This is a genomic window from Streptomyces sp. NPDC090108, from assembly GCF_044747185.1.
Taxonomy (GTDB): domain Bacteria; phylum Actinomycetota; class Actinomycetes; order Streptomycetales; family Streptomycetaceae; genus Streptomyces.
Genome location: NZ_JBIVDQ010000001.1, coordinates 589,253 through 610,512 on the forward strand (window position 1 = coordinate 589,253; position 21,260 = coordinate 610,512).

Here is a 21,260-nt window from a genome sequence, read left to right on the forward strand (position 1 = left end):
CCGGGGGGGGGGGGGGGGGGGGGGGGGGGGGGGGGGGGGGGGGGGGGGGGGGGGGGGCCCCGGGGGGGGGGGGGGGGGGGGGGGGGGGGGGCGGGGCCCCCCCCCCCCCCACCAAAAGGGGTGAACGGTCGTAACTTTCGCGTGCGGACCGCGTTCCGCCGCGCTAAGAGATCACACGGCCGCCGTCGGCGCGCGAAACGTTACGTCAGCTCATACGGCGAGCGGCTCGTGCCGTGCCGCACGCCGCGCGGCGGCCAGCTCCGGGTCCAGCGCCGGTACGGCGGCGAGGAGTTGACGGGTGTAGGGGTCGCGCGGGGCGTCGTACACCTCGTCGGCGGGCCCGGACTCGACGACCCGGCCCTCGCGCATGACCGCGACCCGGTCGCTGACCTGGCGGACCACGGCGAGGTCGTGGGCGATGAACACGAGCGCGAGGCCGAGCTCCCGCTGGAGTTCGCCGAGCAGGGCGACGACCTGGGCCTGGGTGGTGACGTCGAGCGCGGAGACCGGCTCGTCGCAGACGATGACGCGCGGGTCGGCGGCGAGCGCACGCGCGATGCCCACGCGCTGGCGCTGGCCACCGCTGAACTCGTGCGGATAGCGGTCGTAGTGGGCCGCGTCGAGGCCGACGCGTTCCAGCAGTCCCGTCACGCGCGCGTGGATGCCGCGTTCGTCGCGGTCGCCCCGCGCGCGGAGCGGGTCGGCGATGGACTCGCCCACGCTGCGGCGGGGGTTGAGCGAGGAGACGGGGTCCTGGAAGACCATCTGCACGGCCGGGTCCACCCCGGTGTGCGGGCGGCCCTCGTAGCGGATCGTGCCGGCGCTCGGCTCCAGCAGTCCGACGAGCATGCGGCCCAGCGTGGTCTTGCCGCTGCCGCTCTCCCCCACGATCCCGAGGGTCTCGCCCCGGCGGACGGTCAGGGAGATGCCGTCCACGGCCGTGAAGGCCCGCTTGCCCCGCCCGAACACGCGCCGCAGCCCGGTGGCCTCCAGCACGGCCCCGCCGGACGGACCGCCACCGGAGGCCCCGGCGGCCGGCACGTCATCGGAGGCCCCGGCGGCCGGCAGGTCACCGGCCGCAAGGTCACCGGCCGCAAGGTCACCGGACGGCGGCCCACCGGACGGGAGGCCGTCGGCAGGCGGATCACCGGCCGCCGGCTCACCGGACGGCCCGTCGGACGGTGCCGCGGCGGCCGGTACGGTCCGCACCGCGTCCACCCGCGGTACGGCGGCGAGGAGTTCGCGGGTGTACGTCTCGCGGGGCGCGGCGAGGACGGCGCCCACGGGCCCGTGCTCGACGGCCCGGCCGTGCCGCATGACCAGCACGTCGTCGGCGCTCTCGGCGGCGACGCCCACGTCGTGGGTGACGAGCAGCAGCCCCATGCCGGTCTCCTCGCGCAGCGTGTGCAGCAGATCGAGGATCTGGGCCTGCACGGTGACGTCGAGGGCGGTGGTCGGTTCGTCGGCGATCAGCAGCCCGGGCTCGCAGGCGAGGGCCATGGCGATGAGCGCGCGCTGGCGCATGCCGCCGCTGAACTCGTGCGGGCGGGACCGGGAACGGCGTGCCGCGTCGGGGATGCCGACGCGGTCCAGGACCTCCACGGCACGCGCGCGTGCCGCCCGCCGCGACGCGCGCGTGTGGACGCGGTGCACCTCGGCGATCTGGTCGCCGATCGCGTAGTACGGGTCCAGCGAGGACAGCGGGTCCTGGAAGACCATGGCCGCCCCGGCACCGCGCAGCCGCCGCAGCTCCTCGTCCGACGCCCGCCGTACGTCGGTCCCGGCGACCCGGACGGTGCCGCCGACCCGCGCCCCGGTGCCCCGGTGCAGGCCCAGCAGGGCGCCCGCGACGGTGGACTTGCCGGAGCCGGACTCGCCGACGAGGGCGAGGGCGGCGCCCTCCTCCAGGCGGAAGGAGAGTCCGTCGACGGCCCGCAGGGAGCCGAACTCGACGGTGAGGTCGGTGACTTCGACCAGGCTCATGCGAGTACCACCCGTCGGTCGGCCACCGCGTACAGGACGTCCGCGACGGCGTTGGCGATGACCACGAAGAAGCCGACGACCAGCACCATGCCGACGACCACGGGCAGGTCGACGACCTTCACCGCGTGCACCAGTTCCTGGCCGATGCCGGGCAGCCCGAACAGGGTCTCGGTGAGGACGGCGCCGCCGACGGCGGAGCCCACGTTGTTGGCGTTCAGCGCGATGACGGGCGCGAGCGCGCCGCGCAGGGCGTGCCGGCCGACGATCCGGCGCTCGGAGACGCCGTAGGCGCGGAAGGTGCGGATGTGGTCCTCGGCGAGGGTCTCCAGCATCGCCGAGCGGGTGAGCCGGGCGAAGGCGGCCGCCTCGATCAGGGCGAGGGACAGCCAGGGCAGCAGCAGGTTCCACGCCCACTGCTCGGGGTCGTCGGAGAGGTTCACGTACTCGGGGAAGGGCAGGAGCTGGAGTTCGCCGCAGACGACGATCATCAGGACCAGGCCGAGCACGAAGACGGGCGTGGCCCAGCCGGCGAGCGTGACGACGGTCAGCACCCGCTCGGAGAGCCGGCCGCGCCGCCACGCGGACAGCACGCCGGTGCCGACGCCGAGCACGAGCCACAGGACCATGGACCCGGCGACCAGCGACAGGCTGACCGGCAGCTTGGTCAGGATGATGTCCATGACCTGCTGGTCGCTCTGGTACGACAGCCCGAGGCAGGGTGCCGGGCAGTGCGCCACCGAGGTGCCGGTGGAGTAGTCCTGGCCGGCGACGATGCCCTGGAGGAAGTGCCAGTAGCGCAGGTAGAGCGGGTCGCCGAGCTTGAGCTGCTGGGCGACCTGGTGCACCTGTTCCGGGGAGCAGCGCGGGCCGCAGGTGATCTGGGCGACGTTGCCGGGGGTGGCGTAGAAGACGACGTAGACGAGCACCGAGATGGCGAGCAGGGTGATCACCGTGCCCAGGGTGCGGCGCAGGACGAACCCGCCGAAGCCGCTCACGCGGTCTCCTCCTTCACGGTGGGGGCGGCGTCCTTCGCGGCGGCGTCCTTCGCGGCGGAGGTACCGTCCGCGGCCGGAACGCCGTCCGCCGGGGGAACGCTCTCCGCGGTCGGTGCGCCGTCCGCTGTGGGCGCGCCGTCCGCTGCGGGTGCGCCGTCGTCGGCGTTCCCGCGGCCGGTGCCGACGCGCAGGCGGGAGGCCGCGCGGGGGTCGAGGGCGGTGCGGACGCCGTCGCCGAGGACGGTGAGGGCGAGGACGGTGACGAACAGGGCGCCGGCGGGCAGCAGCAGGTACTGCGGCGCCGCCTGGTACCAGACGTCGGCGGCGGTGAGCATCTGTCCCCAGGAGGGGGTCGGCGGCTTCACTCCGACGCCGAGGAAGGACAGGGCCGCCTCGGTGGAGATGTTCACGGGGACCAGCAGGGCGGCGTAGGTGATGACCGGCGCGGCGAGTCCGGGCAGCAGTTCGCGCAGGGCGATGCGCCAGGTGCCCCAGCCGCTGAGCCGGGCGGCGGAGACGTGGTCGAGCCCCTTGAGGGCGAGGGTCTGCGCGCGCACGATCTTCGCGATGTTGCCCCAGGCGATCAGCCCGATGACGAGGGTGACCAGGACGGGCCGGGGAAAGCTCGGCGGGACGATCGCCAGCAGCGCCAGCGACATGATCATCAGGGGGAGCGCGACGATGATGTCCGTGACGCGGCTGAGCAGCTGGTCGACCCAGCGGCTGCCGAGGGCCGAGGCCACGCCGACCAGGAGGCCGATGGTGACCTGGATCAGGGTGGCCGCCATGGCGACGCCCAGCGACACCCGCGCGCCGTAGACGAGACGCGCGAACAGGTCGCGGCCGGTCTGCGGTTCGACGCCCAGCCAGTGTTCGGCGCTCAGGCCGCCGAAGGTGCCGACGGGCACGCCGCCGCGCGCCGAGTCGATCAGGGAGGGGTGGTACGTGGTCGGGTCCTGGCCCTCGATCGCCGTGAACAGCGGCGCGCCGAGCGCGAGCAGGACGAGCAGCGCCACGACGACGGCGGCGGCCAGGGCGGCGCGCCGCGCCCGCAGCCTTCGCCAGAACTGACGGGCCCCCGAGGGCGCCGGGGCGGAGACGTCCGCCCCGGCGCTCTCGACGGCGGCAAGTGCTTCACTCACAGCGCTACTTCACCGCGACCTGGGAGATGTCCAGCACGCCGGTCCAGTCGCTGATCACGATGTTCTTGACGTCCGAGCCGTACAGGCGCTTGTAGACGGGGTGGAACAGCGGGACGGTCAGGGCCTGCTCGCCGATCTTCTTGTCGAGCGCGCCCCAGCGGACGGCGGCGGCCTTGAGGTCGGTCAGCTTGTTGATCGCGTCGATCTCGTCGTCGACCGACTTGTCCTTCAGCAGGCCGGTGTTGAAGTTCGCGCCGTCCTGGACGATCTGGCGGCCGTCGAAGATCGGGGCGAGGAAGGGGCCGCCGGAGGGCCAGTCGGCACCCCAGTGGGCGAGGAAGAAGCCGGGCTCGGTCTTCACACTGTGGATCTTGTCGCGGTAGTCGTTGTCCTCCAGGCCCTGGAGCTTGACGGTGACGCCGGCCTTCTTGAGCGCGTCCTGGAGGGCGGTGGCGATCTCCGGGCTGGTCTCGAAGTCCTTGCTGTTGGAGTGGGTCAGGGTCACGGTGAGGCCGTTCTTGTGACCGGCCTCCTTCAGCAGCTCCCTGGCCTTGGCCGGGTCGCCGCCGGCGCCGGCCGGGAACGGGTCGTACGGCGTGTAGCCGAAGGACTTCTGGTCCGGCAGGAAGGTGGTGGCGGGCTCGGCGAGCGCGGAGCCGCCGGCCGCGTTGACGACCGAGGAGCGGTCGACGGCGTACGCGATCGCCTGGCGCACCTTGGGGTCGTCGAACGGCTTCACCTTCGGGTTGAAGGCGATGTAGTTCGTGTAGCCGAAGCGGCCGGTGCCGACGCGCGCGGCGAGGCGCTTGTCGCCGGTGACCTTGGCGAGTTCGGCCGGGCCGAGGTTGGTGTCCGTGGTGACCGCGGCGGCGTCCGCGCCCTGGGAGGCGGACAGCCGCTGGTTGATCACGGAGGAGTCGAGACCGGAGCGGACGTCGACGGTGTCCGGGTAGGCCTTGCGCTCGTCGTCGCCGGACCAGTGCGGGTTGCGGGCGAGGACGAGGTGCTCGCCGTCGTTCTCGTTCTTGACGACCTTGTAGGGGCCGGACGAGACGGGGTGCTCCTCGTACTTGGTGCCGGTGTCCTTGGCCTTCGGCACCGGGGTGAACTGCGTCTGGGTGGCGAGGTAGGGGAACTCGCCCTCGGGCTTGTTCAGGTGGAAGACGATGGTCCGGGCGTCCGGCGTGCCGATCGACGCGAGGCCCTTCTTGTCCTTGTAGGGGCCCTGGTACCCGGCCGCGCCGGCCAGCCAGTCGCGCAGGTAGGGGGCGCCGCCGGAGAGCTCGGGGGCGAAGGAGCGCTCGATGCCGTACTTGATGTCGGCGGAGGTGATCGGGGTGCCGTCCTCGTACTTCAGGCCCGGCTTCAGGGTGTACGTCCACACGGTCGCGTCCTTGCTGGGACGCCCGGTGTCGGTCGCGAGGTCCGGCACCACCTTGGCGCCGGCCGCGCCGTTCTCGCGGTGGCGCGTGGTGAGGGTGCGGAAGACGAGCGAGGGGACGTTGCCGCCGCCGGAGGTGTAGAGGCGGGCGGGGTCGAAGTCCTGCTGCGCCTGCGCGTTCAGCACCGTGAGCGTGCCGCCCTTGTGGGGCGTGGCGTCTCCGCCGGAGGCCTTGGCATCGTTGTCCTTCGGGCCGCAGGCGGCGGCGCCCGCTGCCACGACCAGGCTGACGGATGCCGCTGCCACGCGGCGCGCTATGACGGACGATTGACGCATCGGAATGACGACCTCTCGGATACTGAGACAGAAGAACGTGGAGTGAGACGGCTGCGGACAGACGTCGGCCCCGGCGTCGGGTCGTCGAAAAGTCCGTGGCCGGGCCACGGACGGGTACCTGCGGAGATGGTCGCGACGCGAACGCCAGGAGGCGGGGTCAGCGACAGTCGATGTCGGCCACGCAGAGCGCGGTCACGCCGATGAGCGCCAGCTCGATGGCGGCGCTGCTGAAGACGGCGTGACGGGACGACATGCGCAAAAATATGAACGAACCTTCGACTCATGTCAATGTGACATGAGCGCTGTCCGTCAACTCGTGGGATATGGCCAGGGGTTGGGCAGGCAGTGGATTCCGTCGTGGTCGAGGAACTTGGTCTGCTGCTGCATGACCGGCGCCAGTTCGCCGTCCTTCTGGCACGTCACATGGCCGTGACCGAGCCGGTGGCCGACCTCGTGGTTGATGAGCATCTGCCGGTAAGGGTGGATCTTGTCCCCGTATGTCTTGCTGCCCTGGGCCCAGCGGTAGGCGTTGATCATCACGCGCTCGGTGGACGCCGAGTCGCAGGACACGTTGTCCTCCGTGGTGTCCAGGCCCGACTTGGCGCACCATTCGGCGGTGGTGCCGGGGCTGGCGAGCGTGATCACGAAGTCCGGCCTGCCGGAGGAGACGCGCTCGAAGGTGCGGGCCCCGTCGTGGGCCCAACTGCGGTTGTCGTTCAGGGTCTTCTGCACGGCGGCGGCGAACAGCGAGCCGTCCAGGCCGAGCCGCCGCTCGATGTCCACGCGGTAGGTGTACTTGTGCCCCTTGCCGGGCGCCTTGGCGAAGCCCGGGACGGCGTCGAACGTCCCCGGGCCCTTCAGCTTCGCGCCGAGGGGGTACTTGATGGCCATCTTCTGGTCGTACGACAGCGTGACCGCGCTCGGCGCGGCGGTCGGCAGCGGCCCGTCGGTGCCCGCGTCGCGCGCCGGGCCGTCGGCGGCGGCCCGCCCGCCCGCGCCGTCCGCCTCGCTGCCGACGACCTGTCCCGCGACCACCACCGCGAGCACGGTCACCACGGCGGCCGCCGCGATGCCGGTGAAGGCGCGCCCCTTGCCGCCGTTGCGCGGCGCGGGCACACCGCCGGGCGCCACGCCGTCATCGCCGTCGCCGCCGGGGCCACCGGGGCCCCCGGCTCCGGCCGCCGCGGCGACGGGGCGGACACCGTTGTCGTACCGCTCGCGTGTCCCGGTGGCCCCGCGGGAGCCGCCCGGGCGGTTCCCGAAGGGGCCCGCGTCGGACTGGAAGGCGTCGAGGTACTCCTGGCGGGGTCCGGCGCCGGTCTGCCGCTGCCGCGGGAACGGACCGGCCGCGCCGGCACCCCGGTCCGGGGCGAAGCCGACACCCGGAGAGCTGCCCGTACCGCCTGTTCCGCCGGTGAACTCGCCCCAGCCGCCGCCGTTTTCGCGCTGCTCGGGGTGGCCGCCGCGGGCGGCGGCCTCCCGGGCCCGCGGGAAGCCGTGCGCCGGGGTGCCGTCGGACAGGCGCGGGGTGCCGTGGGCGGGTGTGCCGTCCGGCGCCCGGCGCATGCCGGGCAGCCCCGGACCGCCCGGTCCGGCGGAGGAGGGGAGACCGGCGTCGTCCCGCGCGTCCGCCCGGCCGGCCGGATCCGCGCTCCCTATGTCCGCGATGTCCGCGGTCTCACCCTTGGGGGCCCGCCCCCGGCGACTGTGGCGTCCCACTTCTGCTCTCAGCTCCCCGCGCCCGTGGCGCGAACGTCGTCCCCGGCGGCGGTGTCCGGAACGGATCCCGGCGCGCTCCGATCCGCGCTCCCGGGTGCCGACTCGCCCTGGTCCGCGAGGAGTTCACGGAAGGCGGTGGCCACCAGCTCAGGGTATTCCATCATCGCGACGTGCCCGGCGTCCGGGAGGGACAGCAGGCGGGAGTCACGGAAGGACCGGGCGGCCTTGTGGGCCATGCGGAAGCCGACGAGCTGGTCGCGGCCGCCGTACACGAGCAGCGTCGGGGCGAGCACGCGCTCGGCCTGCCGCCACAGCCCCTGCTGGCCGCCCAGGGTGTAGGCGTTGACGATCCCGCGCGCGGAACGCGCCATCGCGTCCCAGAAGTACGGCAGCCGCAGCCGCCGCTCCAGTTCCTCCACCGCGTGCCCGACGGCCTCGGGCGACACGCGCCCGGGGTCGCCGTAGCAGAGCGCCAGGACCCCGCGCACCCGCTGCTCGGCCGTCCACTCCCGGGTGAGGCGGTTGAAGAGGGCGGCCACGCCGGGCACGCCCAGCAGCCCGGTCGGCGCCGCGCTCCGCTGGATCCGCAGCTCGGGCAGCGCCGGGGAGACCAGCGTGAGCGTGCGGACGAGGTCGGGGCGCACGGCGGCCACGCGGGTGGAGACCGCGCCGCCGAGCGAGTTGCCGAAGAGATGGACCGGACCGCGTCCGGAGGCGTCCAGGTAACGGATGACCGCGCGCGCGTGCCCGGTGACGGAGTAGTCCCCGTCGTCCGGCGGCGGGGAGTCGCCGAAGCCCGGCAGGTCGACCGCCTCGCTGTCCACGACCTCGTCCAGCTCGGCCATCAGCGCCGACCAGTTCTGCGAGGAGCCGCCGAGCCCGTGCACGTACAGCGCGGCCGGAAGGCCCGGACGCGCGCGGCGCCGGGAGCGGACCGACAGCGTGACGCCGGGCAGCCTCACCGACCGCAGCCGCTCGTCCTCGCCCACCCTGACGGGTGACACCCTCGGGAGCACGCTGGCGGCCGGCACGGACGGCGACTCGGTCGAAGACATGCGCCAATGTTACGAGACGATCACACCGTGTCCCATGTGGCGGCGGTCACAAAGGAAGGCCCAGGGTTTGAAACCGGCCGCGCCGGGACAGCGCCGCCGTGCCGCCCCGGCGGACCGGGGCCGATGACATGGCGCGGGGTTCGGGTGTCTCCTAGGCTCATATGCAGGGCACCCGCATGTGGCCCCCTGATGGTCCAGGGACGTTCCTAGGAAGGGAGCCCGCCATGGCCTATGACCCCACCGAGCCCGACGCCGTCGAGGATCTGGAGGCCGATCTCACGGAGATCGACGTCGAGGCCCCCGAGGGTGACGCCGTCGAGCAGCACGCCGCCGTCGCACCGGACCAGGACGACCCCCTGTCGGAGGTCGATCCGGCGCGCGGGAACGAGGCCGATCTCATCGAACAGACGCGCGTGGTGGCACTCGACGAGGACGACTACCGCTGACCTGGCAGGACCTCACGGCGCCCACCGCCCCGACGCGGCACGCTGCACGGCTTTCGTCACCGTCCGGGACGTGAAATTCTGCGCTCGCACCGCGCACACCAGGGTTACCGAAAAGTACGATGGCCGCGCGGCCGACACCGCATGTGGACGACATTGGGAGGCGGCGTGACAGCCATCGAGCAAACTGAGGCGGCGCGCCCACGGGGCACCCGTCTGCCGCGCCGAGCCCGACGGAACCAGCTGCTGGGCGCCGCCCAGGAGGTCTTCGTCGCACAGGGCTATCACGCGGCCGCGATGGACGACATCGCCGAGCGGGCCGGGGTCAGCAAGCCGGTGCTCTACCAGCACTTCCCCGGCAAGCTCGATCTCTACCTGGCGCTGCTGGACCAGCACTGCGAGTCGCTGATCCAGTCCGTGCGCGCCGCGCTCGCCTCGACGTCCGACAACAAGCAGCGCGTCCGGGCGACCATGGACGCCTACTTCGCGTACGTCGAGGACGACGGCGGCGCCTTCCGGCTGGTCTTCGAGTCGGACCTGACGAACGAGCCCGCGGTGCGCGAGCGCGTCGACAAGGTCACCAACGAGTGCGCCGCCGCGATCTGCGAGGTCATCGCGGAGGACACCGGTCTCTCGCGGGCCGAGTCGATGCTGCTCGCCTCCGGGCTCGGCGGCCTCGCCCAGGTGGTGGCCCGCTCCTGGCTGCACAGCGACCGCACCGTGCCGCGCGACCAGGCGGTGCAGCTGCTGGCCTCGCTGGCCTGGCGCGGAATCGCCGGTTTCCCGCTGCACGGCAACGAGCACCACTGACGGCGGTACCGGCCGGTTCCGCCGGCCGACACTGAGGCCTTCTCGCACCCCGTGGGACATCTGTTCCCGCGGGGTGTTCGCTGTTGGCGTTCCGGCCCGCAGCGTGTACGTCCCCTCACCGGGCTAATGTGTGCAGCGTACGGCGCGGAAGATCGCGCACATCACTGACCGTCGGAGGGACATAGCCGTGGAGGTCAAGATCGGCGTGCAGCACGCGCCCCGCGAGATCGTTCTGGAGAGCGGTCAGAGCGTCGAGGAGATCGAGCGCGTGGTGGCGGAGGCGCTGGCCGGCAAGTCGGCTCTGCTGAGCCTGAAGGACGAGCGCGGCCGCCAGATCCTGGTCCCGGCCGACCGCCTGGCGTACGTGGAGATCGGTGAGCCGACCGTCCGCAAGGTCGGTTTCGGCACGCTGTAGCCGAACGCGACGGAAGGGCCCGGTGGCACTGTGCCGCCGGGCCCTTCCGCATGCCGCGTCCGCACACCTGTGCACAGAAGTGGGTCGCTCGTACGCGTGTGCACAGAAACCACGCGAGTCGCCCACAGGGGAGGATTGGAATCCGCAGGTCACGGGTATGACGGGCTACGACCGTGAAGCACGGGACGCCGTGGGAGGGACCCCCCGACATGATCCTGGAAGTGCTCGGATCCGCCTTGCTCGGCCTGATCCTCGCCTGGGCGGCCACGCGCCGCCTTTCGCACCGCCTGCCCGCACGCCCCCTGGTCCTCTCCACGGGTGTCGCCGGAGCCCTCTTCGGTGACTTCGTCACCCACACCGCCCTGGGCCCCGGAACCGCCCTGCCGAGCCTCCTGGGTGCCGTGATCGTCTCCGCGGCGTCCCTCTCCCTGCTCCTGCGCCCCACGACGGGCCGCCTGCGCCGACGATCAGCCCCGGCGTGACGAAGCGGCCCGGGACCGGCGGCGCCAAGGACCGGCAGAGCCAGGGGTCGGCAGAGCCAGGGGGTCGGCTGGGCAGCACGAAGGGGCGCGGTCACGCGGACCACGCCCCTCGGGCACGTCCTACGCGGCCAGGCCCAGCGCGGCCATCCGCTTGGTGTGGGCCTCGGTGATCCGCGAGAACATCCGCCCGACCTCGGCGAGGTCGAACCCGTCGGCCACGCCTCCCACGAGCATCGTCGACAGCGCGTCGCGCTCGGCGACCACCCGCTGGGACTGCGACAGCGCCTCGCCCATCAGCCGCCGCGCCCACAGCGCGAGCCGCCCGCCCACGCGCGGGTCGGCGTCGATCGCGGCGCGCACCTTCTCCACCGCGAACTCGGCGTGCCCGGTGTCGTCCAGCACGGCGAGGACGAGTTCGCGCGTGTCGGAGTCGAGGCGGGCCGCGACCTCCCGGTAGAAGTCGCTCGCGATCGAGTCGCCGACGTAGGCCTTGACCAGACCCTCCAGCCAGTCCGAAGGCGCGGTCTGCCGGTGGAAGCCGTCCAGGGCCGCGACGAACGGCTCCATCGCCGCCGTCGGCTCCGCGCCGATCTCGGTCAGCCGGTCCCGCAGCCGCTCGAAGTGGTGGAACTCCGCCGAGGCCATCTTCGCCAGCTCCGCCTTGTCACCCAGGGTCGGCGCCAGCTTGGCGTCCTCCGCGAGCCGCTCGAACGCCGCCATCTCCCCGTACGCGAGCGCGCCGATCAGGTCCACGACGGCCGCACGGTACTGCGGCTCCGCGGCGGCGGTGGCCCAGTCCTGGGCGGCGACGCCGGTGGGTGCGGCGGCGGAGGCGTTCTCGGGCTTGTCAGAGCTAGTCATGAGGCGCACAATAGCCCGCCTCCCCCACGCCGGAAGCTCCCGGTGAAGCACTGTGACGACGACTACGTGACCAATTCGGCCATCACGTGTGCGTCAATCCGAGGTATGGTGGTAATGCGCCTGCTGAGTGCGTCGACGGTGTTCGACGCGTCCCGACAGGCCGCACGCATGAGGATGCCCGGTCGGTGGCCCGATCGGCTCCGACCCGACAGCCCTCCGTGGCCGTACTGCACCGCACGTACGACGACCGGAGGAACATCCTTAGCGGTACGAGCGCTAGAGCGTCGGCAGAGGTCCCGTGTCATACGGCTTGCCCGAGTGATCCGGCCGCACGGCGGCCGACGTCCCCGGCACGGCCAGACATGACCCCCGCGCTCGCCTCGGACCGCGCACACAGAAGAGGCATGACCCTGACTACGACGTTTCGAGAACTCGGAATCTTCCCCGAGACCGCCGAGGCCCTGGAGGCCGTCGGCATCATCAGTCCCTTCCCCATCCAGGAGATGACGCTGCCCGTCGCCCTCACGGGCACGGACATCATCGGCCAGGCCAAGACCGGCACCGGCAAGACCCTGGGCTTCGGTCTCCCGCTGCTGGAGCGCGTCGTCGTGCCCGCGGACGTCGAGGCCGGGCGCGCCGCCCCCGAGGCCCTGACCGACGCCCCGCAGGCGCTCGTCGTGGTGCCCACGCGCGAGCTGTGCACCCAGGTCACCAACGACCTCCAGACCGCCGGCAAGGTGCGCAACGTGCGCGTCGCGGCGATCTACGGCGGCCGTGCCTACGAGCCGCAGGTCGAGATGCTCCAGAAGGGCGTCGACGTGATCGTCGGCACCCCGGGCCGTCTGCTGGACCTCGCGGGCCAGAAGAAGCTGGACCTCCGGCACGTCAAGGCCCTCGTCCTCGACGAGGCCGACGAGATGCTCGACCTGGGCTTCCTGCCCGACGTCGAGAAGATCATCGCCATGCTGCCGGCCAAGCGCCAGACCATGCTGTTCTCGGCGACCATGCCGGGCGCGGTCATCGGCCTCGCGCGCCGCTACATGTCCAAGCCCACGCACATCCGCGCCACCGCGCCGGACGACACGGGCGCGACGGTCGCGAACATCAAGCAGCACGTCTTCCGCGCGCACAACATGGACAAGCCGGAGATGGTCGCCCGCATCCTGCAGGCCGACGGCCGCGGACTGGCGATGATCTTCTGCCGTACCAAGCGCACGGCCGCCGACATCGCCGAGCAGCTCCAGCGCCGCGGCTTCGCCTCCGGCGCGGTCCACGGCGACCTCGGCCAGGGTGCCCGCGAGCAGGCGCTGCGCGCCTTCCGCAACGGCAAGGTCGACGTCCTCGTCTGCACCGACGTCGCCGCGCGCGGCATCGACGTCGAGGGTGTCACCCACGTCATCAACTACCAGTCCCCCGAGGACGAGAAGACCTTCCTGCACCGTGTCGGCCGCACCGGCCGCGCGGGCGCCAAGGGTACGGCGATCACGTTCGTCGACTGGGACGACATCCCGCGCTGGCAGCTGATCAACAAGGCGCTGGAGCTGGGCTTCCACGACCCGGTGGAGACGTACTCCAGCTCCCCGCACCTGTTCTCGGACCTCGGCATCCCCGCCGGCACCAAGGGCATACTGCCGCGTTCGGAGCGGACCCGCGCCGGTCTCGACGCGGAGGTGATCGAGGACCTGGGTGAGACCGGTGGCCGCGGTGCGCGCGGCGGCCGCAACGAGCGTGACCGGGGCGGCCGCGGTGAGCGTGCCGAGTCGGCGCCGGCCGAGCGTGAGCGTACGCCGCGTCGTCGCCGCCGTACCCGCAATGGCGCGCCGGAGGACTCCGCCGCTCCGGCCGTCACGACGCCGGCCACCACCGAGACGGGCTCCGCTCCGGCGAGCTCCGCCCCGGCCGTCCCCGCCGGTTCCGCCGGTTCCGCCGACGAGGCTCAGGCGACGACCCGTACCCCGCGCCGGCGTCGCCGGACGCGTGGCGCGGCGCCCGCGCAGGCCGTGAACACCGCTGCCGCGGCCACGCGCCCCGAGACCGTCACGGAGAAGGCGCCGGCCCCGGCCGCCGCCAAGGCCAAGGCGCCGACCCCGGCCGCCGTGAAGGCTCCGGAGCCGCTGGCCCACCCGCGCATCCGCAGGGCGACGCAGTCTCCCCGGGTCCGCCCGGTGTTCCAGGCTCCGGTCGCACCGGTCGCTCCGGTGACCACCCGTCCGAGGTTCCAGACCCCGGAGCGGGCTGCCGCCGAGGCCGCGGAGGCTGCTGCCGCCGCCGCCACCGCCGTCGTGGCCGCCCCGGTTGCCCCGGTTGCCCCGGCCACGCCGGTCGTCGCCGAGGCCGAGGCCCGGCCGCGCCGCCGTGCCCGCAGGGCCGCCGGACCGGCCGCCGAGGCTGCCGTCGCCACGCCCGAGAGCACGCAGGAGACCGCCCCGGCCGCTCCGGCCACGCCGGTCGTCACCGAGGCCCGGCCGCGCCGCCGTGCCCACAGGGCCGCCGGACCGGCTGCCGTCGCCACGCCCGAGAGCACGCAGGAGGCCGCCCCGGCCGCCGAGCCGCGCCAGGCCGGCAAGACCGCCGTGGAAGCAACGGTCACCGCGGAGGCCGTCCAGGCTCCCGAGGCCGAGGCGAAGCCGCGTCGTACCCGGAAGACGACTGCCGCCGAGGCCGTCGCCGACACCGCCGAGGGCACCGAGGCCAAGCCGCGCCGCACCCGCAAGGCCGCCGCCACGGTCGAGGCCCCCGAGGCCGAGACCGAGGCCAAGCCCCGCCGCACCCGGAAGGCCGCTGCCACGGTCGAGGCCCCTGAGGCCGAGGCCGAGGTCAAGCCGCGCCGGACGCGGAAGACCACCGCTGCCGCCGAGGCCGCCGTCGACACCGCCGAAGGCACCGAGGCCAAGCCGCGCCGCACCCGCAAGGCCGCCGCCGTGGTCGAGGCCCCCGAGGCCGAGACCGAGGCCAAGCCGCGCCGGACGCGGAAGACCACCGCCGCCGCCGAGGCCGTCGCCGACACCGCCGAAGGCACCGAGGCCAAGCCGCGCCGCACCCGCAAGGCCGCCGCCACGGTCGAGGCCCCCGAGGCCGAGACCGAGGCCAAGCCCCGCCGGACGAGGAAGACCGCCGCCGCCACGGTGGACGCGGTCGACGGTACGGAGGCTGCCGCGCCGAAGGCACGACGCACCCGTAAGGCCGTCGCCGCCGCTCCGGAGATCCCGGCGCAGGCGAGCGCCGAGCCGGAGGTCAAGCCGCGCCGCACGCGCAAGGCGACCGCCGTCGCGGTCGAGGCCCCCGAGGCCGAGGCCAAGCCGAAGGCGCGCCGTACGCGCAAGGCCGCGGCGACCGCGGAGACCGCGGAGGCCTGATCCGCGACCGCCCGCACGGGCGGCGCACAGCCCGACCGAAGGCCCGGTTCCCCCGAGGGGGGACCGGGCCTTCGTCGTCCCCCGCCCCCCGGCCGCTCGCAGCGCCGCTCGCCGTTGCGTACGGCCGCCCGGCCCCCGGCTCGCGGGCGTGCGCCGGGCGCTGCTCGACACGGACGCCACCGCGACCGCGCTCCCGCTCGCCTACACCGAGGCGAGCGCCGGCCGGCTCGCGCCGGGCTGGGCGGCGTGCGGTCGTGCGGTCGGGCGGACCGGCGGACCGGCGGACCGGCGGACCGGCGGTCGCACCTACCGTGGCCGGGCGGTCGTCGTGGGGAAGGGGCGGTGGGCGCGCCGGGCCGCAGGGGGGCGGATAACCTCTCCCCATGAGCAGCCCCGCCACCTTCACTCCGCCGCCCGGTGCCCGTGCGTACCCCCTGCGAACCGCGCGCGGGGAGTTCGCCGTTGTGGACGCGCCCGTGGCCGCCGGGGTGGAGTCCCGGGGTGTCGTCCTGCTGGTGCCGGGGTTCACGGGGAGCAAGGAGGACTTCAACCCGCTGCATGTGCCGCTGGCCGGGCGGGGATACCGGACCGTCGCCGTGGACGGCCGCGGACAGTTCGAGTCCGACGGCCCGGCCGACGACGAATCCGCTTACGCACAGCGGGAGTTGGCGCGCGACGTGCTGGCGCAGGCGGCGGCGCTCGGTGAGCCCGTTCATCTGCTGGGACACTCGCTCGGCGGCCAGATCTCGCGCGCCGCCGCGCTGCTCGACCATGCCCCCTTCCGCTCACTGACGTTGATGGCGTCAGGGCCGGCCCGGATCTCGGACTCGCAGCGCGAGCGCGTGAAGCTGCTGCGGGACGCGCTCGGGGTGATGACGATGGCGGAGGTGTGGGAGGCGATGCGGGCGCTGGACGCGCCCGAGGAGGCGGCCGGTGCCGTCGTCGATCCGGGCGGGGGTCCGGACGGCCGGGAGGATCTGCGCCGCCGCTGGCTGGCCACCAAGCCCGCCCAGCTCATCGCCACCGGACGCCAGTTGTGCGCCGAGCCGGACCGTGTCGCCGAACTCGCCGCCGTGCCGATGCCGTTCCACGTCCTGTCGGGCGCGCTGGACGACACCTGGCCGCTGCCGCTGCTCGACGGCATGGCCACGCGGCTGCGGGCCCGCCGGACGGTCGTCGAGGGCGCCGAGCACTCCCCCAACACCGACCGCCCCCGGGAGACCGCCCGGGCGCTCGCGGACTTCTGGGACACGGTGGACCGGGGCTGACTCCCGCCCGCCCGGGGAAACGTCAGTACTGCGTCTGAAGGTGGTCCCAGAAGCCGTCGCGCAGGGCGCGGCGCAGATCGGCCTGGCCGCGCAGGGAGTACTGCAGGAGCCCCTCCGCCTCGACCAGGAGGTCCTGGTCGACGGAGCCGGGCAGGTAGGGGTGGCCGGGGAGCAGTTCGCTCAGCGAGTTACGGCCCCGGGCGGCGAGCCACTTGGCCGCGATCTGGGCGCCGACGAAGCGGACGTCCTCGCGGCTGGGCCGGCTGCCGGCGGTCGCGTCGTAGGCGGCGGTGCGGCGGGAGACGTACGGCTTGAAGAAGTCCAGGTCGAAGGTGCGCTGGCTGTCGACCTCCCAGAGCAGCGGCTCGGCCTGGTTGCGCCCCTCGGGTGCCTCGATGCCCCAGAGGTGGACCCGGGCGCCGTAGCCCTGGGCGGCCTCGACCGCCGACACCAGGTCCTCGTCGCCGCCGAGGAGCGCCGCGTCGCTGATGGCGCGGTGGCGGGCGAGGGACTCCAGGTCGGTGCGGATGAGGGAGTCGACGCCCTTCTGCTGGTTGTTGGCGTTGAGGTTGCCGAGCCGGACCTTGACGTCCGGCAGCTCGGCGATCGACTGCTGCTCGGCGGTGTGGATGCGGCGGCGGGCGCCGTCGTACCAGTAGACGCGCAGCAGACGGCTGTCCGCGAAGATCGAACGGGCCTTGTCGATCAGCGCGTCGATCAGCCCCTCGGCGTCGAGGTCGAAGGCCCGGCGGTCCTCCGTACCGGCGACGAGCCGGCCCGCGGCCGCGTACAGGTATCCCGCGTCGACGAAGATCGCGTGGGTGGAGGGGGTCTTCGCCACTTCCGCGAGCATGCGCTGGAGCAGCTCGTTGGTGTGGTCGATGCGGGCGCCCAGGGCCGCCAGGTCGTCGTTCATCGCCTCCATTCTCCCGGCGGTCACGCTGCGAACACAAATGGTCCCGGTCCGTCCCGCGCTTCCCGCTTACCAGTCAGTAATTAGTTGTTCGAAAAATTTCTTTAGCGTAGGGAATGTTTGTTACAGGCAAGACGTTGACCAGGTAAGTGACACCACGGGACACCATGTCCCACACCAGTAGTTCTCCTCTGGAGGATGACCAGACGAAGGGAGAAGCCATGCGCTTCGAAATCATGCGACTCGACGAGGTCGACGGCACCACCGTCGACAGCACCGTCGTGGACGCCGCCTCCGTCAATCGGATCGTTCAGCAGGCCGCCGCCATCGGGCAGCGCCTGTGGATCCGCCCGGCCGGGACCACGGTCTCGTAACACACGCGGATCACCGCAGAAGCTTCAGAGCCCCCGTACGGCACCTGCCGTACGGGGGCTCTGCGCATGCGGGGGAGGGTCAGGCGCCCTTGACCACCTGCGTGACACCGCTGATGATCTGCTGGACCGCGATGGCGGAGAGCATCATGCCCGCGAGCCGCGTCACGAGGACCACGCCGCCGTCCTTGATCACCCGGATGATCAGCAGCGAGTAGCGCATGGTCAGCCAGAGCACGATGTGGATCGCGACGATCGCGCACCACACCGAGACCTGCGAGGAGACGCTGTCGGCCTTCTGGACGGCCAGGATGACGGAGACGATGGCGCCGGGGCCCGCCAGCAGCGGCATGCCCAGGGGCACGAGGGCGACGTTCACGTCCTTGGTCTGCTTCGGCTCGTCCGTCTTGCCGGTGAGTAGGTCGAGCGCGATGAGCAGGAGCAGCAGACCGCCCGAGATCATCAGCGCGGGGATGGAGACGTGCAGATAGTCGAGGATCTGGTGGCCGAGAAGGCCGAAGACGGCGATCACGCCGCCCGCGACGCAGACGGCCTGGAAGGCCATCCGCTTCTGCACCTTCGCCGGGCGTCCGGCGGTCAGGGCGAGGAAGATCGGGGTGATCCCAGGGGGATCCATGATGACGAAGAGGGTCAGGAACAGGGAGCCGAAGACGGCGACGTCGAACATGGTGAGCCTTGCATGATGGAGCCACCGCCGCGGACACGGGCCTGAGCACGGGCACGGCGGACAGTGCGGGTGAGCGGGAGGAACGGGAAACGAGTGGGGGCGGCCGCGCGGCCGGTGGAGCCGGGCGGTTCACGCACCGGCCGGGACGGCGGGCGTGCGGGGGCCGGCGGACCGGTGCGGCGGACGGACCCGCCCGGCAGGTGGCCCCACCCGGGGGTGGACCCACCCGGCGGGTGACCGGCTGTGACGGCTGTGACGGCTGTGACGGCTGTGACGGCTGTGACGGCTGTGACGGCTGTGACGGCTGTGACGAGCGGATCGGGACCTGACCGGATCGGACCGGCGCGGTGGCCGGGGAGGCCTGGGCCTCAGATTCCGCCGGTGCCGGGGACCGGGAACGCGCCGGTGGCCCGGCGGATGATCTCCCCGTAGACCTCGGGGTCGGTCGTACAGTCGCCGAGCGCGACGGTCTTACGGCTGCCGTGGTAGTCCGAGGACCCGGTGACCAGCAGTCCCAGGTCCGCCGCGAGGCCGCGCAGCCGGGTCCGGGTGTCCGCGTCGTGGTCCAGGTGGTCGACCTCGATGCCGTCCAGACCGGCCGCGGCCAGCTCGGCGATCGTGGACTCCGGGACCGTGCGTCCGCGCTTGGCGGCGGCCGGGTGGGCGAAGACGGCGACGCCGCCCGCGCCCTTGACCAGCCGGATCGCCTCGAAGGGGTCGGTCTCGTGCTTCTCGGCGTAGGCCCGGCCTCCGTCGGCCAGCCACTCCGTCGTGAAGGCGTCGCTCACGGTCGGTACGACGCCCAGCTCGACGAGTGCGGAGGCGACGTGCGGCCGTCCCACGGAACCGCCGGCGGCGATCCGCTCGACCTGCTCCCAGGTGACCGGTACGCCCAGGGCGTTCAGCTTGCCGACCATGGCCCGCGCGCGGGGCACCCGGTCGTCCCGGACCAGCTCGCGCTCGGCGAGCAGGGCGGGGTCCTCGGGGTCGAAGAGGTAGGCCAGCATGTGCATGGAGACGCCGTCGACACGGCAGGACAGCTCGGCTCCGGTGACCAGCGTGAGGCCCTCGGGGAGCGCGGCGACGGCCTCGGCGTGTCCCCGGGTGGTGTCGTGGTCGGTCAGCGCGACGACGTCCAGGCCGGCGGTGGCGGCGTTCCGTACCAGCTCGGCGGGGGTGTCCGTCCCGTCGGAGGCCGTGGAGTGGCAGTGCAGGTCGATGCGCACGACGCGGACTCCAGGCGTGAGGGACGGGGGGCGGACGGTTCAGCATAGCGGGAGATGTGGTGCTTCTGTCACAGCCGTAGCCGTGAAGTGCCCCCTACACGGGGGCGCCTCGGGCTCCGGGGGCCGGCCTCACGGTGCGGGTCCGTCTGGGCTCATCGCGCAGTTCCCCGCGCCCCTTGGGTGAGTGGGGGATGGGGTCGGATTTGCCGTGCGGGTGCATCTGGGCTTGGCGCGCAGTTCCCCGCGCCCCTTAGGTGAGTGGGTGGCGGAGACAGATCTGGCGTGCGGGTGCGTGTGGCCTTGGCGCGCAGTTCCTCGCGCCCCTGGGGTGGGTGGGGGGTGGAGACAGATCTGGCGTGCGGGTGCGTGTGGGCTTGGCGCGCAGTTCCTCGCGCCCCTTGGGTGAGTGGGGGTGGGGATGGGTTTGCCGTGCGGGTTCGTGTGGGCGGGCTCGGGCCGGCGACTGCGCAGCCCCGCACCCCGAAGCCCACGCCCAGCACCACCCCCCAAGGGGCGCGGGGAACTGCGCGAACGGCCCACGCGGACCCGCACCACGAAGCGCACCCCGACACCCACCCCCTAAGGGGCGCGGGGAACTGCGCGATCAGCCCGCGCGGACCCGCAGCACAGACACCGCCCCCGACACCCACCCACCTCAGGGGCGCGGGGAACTGCGCGATCAGCCCACGCGGACCCGCACCACCAAGCGCACCCCCGACACCCACCCACCTCAGGGGCGCGGGGAACTGCGCGAACGGCTCGGCGGCGCCGCTACGGTTCGAGCAGGCGCGGCGACAACGCCCCGCACGGCACAAGGTCGATCTCCGCACCCGCATCCCGCAGATCCGTCAGCACCAACTCGTCGTACATCAGCAGCCCCGACTGCTCGGGCCACGTCACCGCCCACACCCACATCCCCAGCGCCTCACCCGCGAAGACCGCGCGGTCGTCCGGGGTGCCGGTGACATGCCAGAGCGGGGTCGGCCGGCCGGCCGCCAGCACCTTCGCCTGCGGCGGCTTCTCGACGTCCAGGTACGGCCCCGGATCCGGGCCGTCGATGCCCGCGTACCGCGCGCCCAGCCCGACGCCGAGCTCCTCGGCGACGAGGATCAGCTCGCCCGGACCGCCGAGCGGGCCGGGACCGGAGCACGCGACGACGCTCGCGCGGCCTCCGCCGGGGTCGTCACCGGCGTAGGCCACGCCCGTGAACAGCCAGCCGACCGGCAGCGGCCACGGCATCCACACCGGGACCCGGGTGCGCTGCACCACGACGGTCAGTGCCTCGACGCTGGGCGGGATCACGGGCTGCAGCGGATACACCGTCCCGTGTACATCGCACTGCCACGAATCGGCGAAGAGGCCGGGAGCCCTGACCCGGCCACCGCACTTCGGGCAACTGGGTTCGCCCCTCATAGGGCTCCACGGTCCTACCCGTACAGCGCCACGTCAAGGACGATCACCCGTCCGGACGGAACGGGCACGCGCCGGATACCCGGAGCCCACCCTCCGGGCACCGCCCGCCCCCGCCGGACACCACACGGCGAGGTCACCCACCGGACCACGGGACCAACGGAAACGACGGAAACGACGGAAGCCGCAGCCTCGGCACCCCAGCACGCCGGCACCCCGCTCACCGGATCCGACGGCACCCCTGCACCCCGGCCTCCCGGCACCCGGCACCCGGCACCCGGCACCCGGCACCACACTCACCGAGCCCGGCGGCTCACCGCTCACCGCGACTCACCGCACCCGCCGCGCCCCGCTCACCGCGAACCCACCGCGACCCACCCCGCCCCGCCGCAACTCACCCGCACCC

At 73.3% G+C, this 21,260-nt stretch carries 19 protein-coding genes; 7 read left to right on the plus strand and 12 right to left on the minus strand.

The window, feature by feature from the left end; all coding sequences use genetic code 11:
• Positions 1-210 precede the first annotated feature (210 nt).
• From ACIPRD_RS02510 to ACIPRD_RS02540, 7 genes are all read right to left on the minus strand, one after another.
• Positions 211-1,983, minus strand: a complete 1,773-nt coding sequence (locus ACIPRD_RS02510; protein WP_401559259.1) for a dipeptide ABC transporter ATP-binding protein — start codon at positions 1,981-1,983, stop codon at positions 211-213.
• Positions 1,980-2,978, minus strand: coding sequence for an ABC transporter permease (locus ACIPRD_RS02515; RefSeq protein ID WP_356405690.1), 999 nt, complete (start codon positions 2,976-2,978; stop codon positions 1,980-1,982). Before ACIPRD_RS02515 ends, ACIPRD_RS02510 begins: the two co-directional genes overlap by 4 nt.
• Positions 2,975-4,120, minus strand: coding sequence for an ABC transporter permease (locus tag ACIPRD_RS02520; protein WP_401559262.1), 1,146 nt, complete (start codon positions 4,118-4,120; stop codon positions 2,975-2,977). The genes ACIPRD_RS02515 and ACIPRD_RS02520 overlap by 4 nt, the downstream gene beginning before the upstream one ends.
• Positions 4,121-4,124: 4 nt before the next feature.
• A complete protein-coding gene (locus tag ACIPRD_RS02525) occupies positions 4,125-5,837 on the minus strand; it encodes an ABC transporter substrate-binding protein (protein WP_401559264.1) in 1,713 nt (570 codons plus the stop codon).
• A gap of 157 nt (positions 5,838-5,994) precedes the next feature.
• Positions 5,995-6,090: an Ms4533A family Cys-rich leader peptide gene (locus ACIPRD_RS02530; RefSeq protein ID WP_356405696.1), complete on the minus strand. Its 96-nt coding sequence runs from the start codon at positions 6,088-6,090 to the stop codon at positions 5,995-5,997.
• A gap of 56 nt (positions 6,091-6,146) precedes the next feature.
• Positions 6,147-7,403 carry a DUF3152 domain-containing protein gene (locus tag ACIPRD_RS02535; protein WP_401560016.1) on the minus strand — a complete coding sequence of 419 codons (1,257 nt, stop codon included), beginning with the start codon at positions 7,401-7,403 and terminating at the stop codon, positions 6,147-6,149.
• Between the two features lie 161 nt (positions 7,404-7,564).
• Entirely contained in the window at positions 7,565-8,611 is a 1,047-nt protein-coding gene (locus ACIPRD_RS02540) for an alpha/beta hydrolase (RefSeq protein ID WP_356405700.1), read from the minus strand.
• A 224-nt stretch (positions 8,612-8,835) separates the two neighbouring features.
• Between ACIPRD_RS02540 and ACIPRD_RS02545 the strand changes: the two genes are divergently transcribed.
• The 4 genes from ACIPRD_RS02545 (at position 8,836) to ACIPRD_RS02560 (ending at position 10,761) form a co-directional block, all read left to right on the plus strand.
• On the plus strand, positions 8,836-9,057 hold the full coding sequence (locus ACIPRD_RS02545) for a hypothetical protein (RefSeq protein ID WP_356405702.1): 222 nt from the start codon (positions 8,836-8,838) through the stop codon (positions 9,055-9,057).
• Between the two features lie 165 nt (positions 9,058-9,222).
• Complete coding sequence (locus tag ACIPRD_RS02550; RefSeq protein WP_356405704.1) at positions 9,223-9,864, plus strand: TetR/AcrR family transcriptional regulator; 642 nt, start codon at positions 9,223-9,225, stop codon at positions 9,862-9,864.
• Positions 9,865-10,051: 187 nt separating this feature from the next.
• A complete protein-coding gene (locus tag ACIPRD_RS02555) occupies positions 10,052-10,279 on the plus strand; it encodes a DUF3107 domain-containing protein (protein ID WP_356405706.1) in 228 nt (75 codons plus the stop codon).
• Between the two features lie 209 nt (positions 10,280-10,488).
• The gene (locus ACIPRD_RS02560; protein WP_356405708.1) at positions 10,489-10,761 is read left to right on the plus strand and encodes a hypothetical protein; all 273 of its coding nucleotides are present in this window, start codon (positions 10,489-10,491) and stop codon (positions 10,759-10,761) included.
• 120 nt (positions 10,762-10,881) lie between these two features.
• Here ACIPRD_RS02560 and ACIPRD_RS02565 read toward each other — a convergent pair whose 3' ends face one another.
• Positions 10,882-11,622, minus strand: coding sequence for a ferritin-like fold-containing protein (locus ACIPRD_RS02565; RefSeq protein WP_356405710.1), 741 nt, complete (start codon positions 11,620-11,622; stop codon positions 10,882-10,884).
• Between the two features lie 503 nt (positions 11,623-12,125).
• Between ACIPRD_RS02565 and ACIPRD_RS02570 the strand changes: the two genes are divergently transcribed.
• Positions 12,126-14,978, plus strand: coding sequence for a DEAD/DEAH box helicase (locus tag ACIPRD_RS02570; protein WP_401560019.1), 2,853 nt, complete (start codon positions 12,126-12,128; stop codon positions 14,976-14,978).
• A 383-nt stretch (positions 14,979-15,361) separates the two neighbouring features.
• Entirely contained in the window at positions 15,362-16,246 is an 885-nt protein-coding gene (locus ACIPRD_RS02575) for an alpha/beta fold hydrolase (RefSeq protein ID WP_401559268.1), read from the plus strand.
• A gap of 22 nt (positions 16,247-16,268) precedes the next feature.
• Here ACIPRD_RS02575 and ACIPRD_RS02580 read toward each other — a convergent pair whose 3' ends face one another.
• Positions 16,269-17,171 carry an NYN domain-containing protein gene (locus ACIPRD_RS02580; RefSeq protein WP_401560023.1) on the minus strand — a complete coding sequence of 301 codons (903 nt, stop codon included), beginning with the start codon at positions 17,169-17,171 and terminating at the stop codon, positions 16,269-16,271.
• Between the two features lie 209 nt (positions 17,172-17,380).
• Between ACIPRD_RS02580 and ACIPRD_RS02585 the strand changes: the two genes are divergently transcribed.
• A complete protein-coding gene (locus ACIPRD_RS02585; protein ID WP_356409581.1) occupies positions 17,381-17,533 on the plus strand; it encodes a hypothetical protein in 153 nt (50 codons plus the stop codon).
• Between the two features lie 79 nt (positions 17,534-17,612).
• Here the strand turns inward: ACIPRD_RS02585 and ACIPRD_RS02590 are convergent, their stop codons facing one another.
• The 3 genes from ACIPRD_RS02590 to ACIPRD_RS02600 all read right to left on the minus strand — a co-directional run bounded on the left by ACIPRD_RS02590 (position 17,613) and on the right by ACIPRD_RS02600 (position 20,857).
• Positions 17,613-18,218, minus strand: a complete 606-nt coding sequence (locus tag ACIPRD_RS02590; protein WP_401559270.1) for a MarC family protein — start codon at positions 18,216-18,218, stop codon at positions 17,613-17,615.
• 368 nt (positions 18,219-18,586) lie between these two features.
• Positions 18,587-19,444 carry a PHP domain-containing protein gene (locus ACIPRD_RS02595; protein ID WP_401559272.1) on the minus strand — a complete coding sequence of 286 codons (858 nt, stop codon included), beginning with the start codon at positions 19,442-19,444 and terminating at the stop codon, positions 18,587-18,589.
• Positions 19,445-20,215: 771 nt separating this feature from the next.
• Positions 20,216-20,857 (minus strand): DUF6758 family protein, encoded by a 642-nt coding sequence (locus ACIPRD_RS02600; RefSeq protein WP_356409574.1) that lies wholly within the window; start codon positions 20,855-20,857, stop codon positions 20,216-20,218.
• Between the last annotated feature and the right edge of the window lie 403 nt (positions 20,858-21,260).

Excerpts from the sequence above, each read along its gene's own strand:
- ACIPRD_RS02510 (WP_401559259.1), bottom strand. The coding sequence starts at position 1,983 with ATGAGCCTGGTCGAAGTCACCGACCTCACCGTCGAGTTCGGCTCCCTG.
- ACIPRD_RS02565 (WP_356405710.1), bottom strand. The coding sequence starts at position 11,622 with ATGACTAGCTCTGACAAGCCCGAGAACGCCTCCGCCGCCGCACCCACC.
- ACIPRD_RS02535 (WP_401560016.1), bottom strand. The coding sequence starts at position 7,403 with ATGCGCCGGGCGCCGGACGGCACACCCGCCCACGGCACCCCGCGCCTG.
- ACIPRD_RS02560 (WP_356405708.1), top strand. The coding sequence starts at position 10,489 with ATGATCCTGGAAGTGCTCGGATCCGCCTTGCTCGGCCTGATCCTCGCC.
- ACIPRD_RS02530 (WP_356405696.1), bottom strand. The coding sequence starts at position 6,090 with ATGTCGTCCCGTCACGCCGTCTTCAGCAGCGCCGCCATCGAGCTGGCG.
- ACIPRD_RS02580 (WP_401560023.1), bottom strand. The coding sequence starts at position 17,171 with ATGGAGGCGATGAACGACGACCTGGCGGCCCTGGGCGCCCGCATCGAC.
- ACIPRD_RS02600 (WP_356409574.1), bottom strand. The coding sequence starts at position 20,857 with ATGAGGGGCGAACCCAGTTGCCCGAAGTGCGGTGGCCGGGTCAGGGCT.
- ACIPRD_RS02525 (WP_401559264.1), bottom strand. The coding sequence starts at position 5,837 with ATGCGTCAATCGTCCGTCATAGCGCGCCGCGTGGCAGCGGCATCCGTC.
- ACIPRD_RS02570 (WP_401560019.1), top strand. The coding sequence starts at position 12,126 with ATGACGCTGCCCGTCGCCCTCACGGGCACGGACATCATCGGCCAGGCC.
- ACIPRD_RS02585 (WP_356409581.1), top strand. The coding sequence starts at position 17,381 with ATGCGCTTCGAAATCATGCGACTCGACGAGGTCGACGGCACCACCGTC.
- ACIPRD_RS02540 (WP_356405700.1), bottom strand. The coding sequence starts at position 8,611 with ATGTCTTCGACCGAGTCGCCGTCCGTGCCGGCCGCCAGCGTGCTCCCG.
- ACIPRD_RS02575 (WP_401559268.1), top strand. The coding sequence starts at position 15,362 with ATGAGCAGCCCCGCCACCTTCACTCCGCCGCCCGGTGCCCGTGCGTAC.
- ACIPRD_RS02545 (WP_356405702.1), top strand. The coding sequence starts at position 8,836 with ATGGCCTATGACCCCACCGAGCCCGACGCCGTCGAGGATCTGGAGGCC.
- ACIPRD_RS02590 (WP_401559270.1), bottom strand. The coding sequence starts at position 18,218 with ATGTTCGACGTCGCCGTCTTCGGCTCCCTGTTCCTGACCCTCTTCGTC.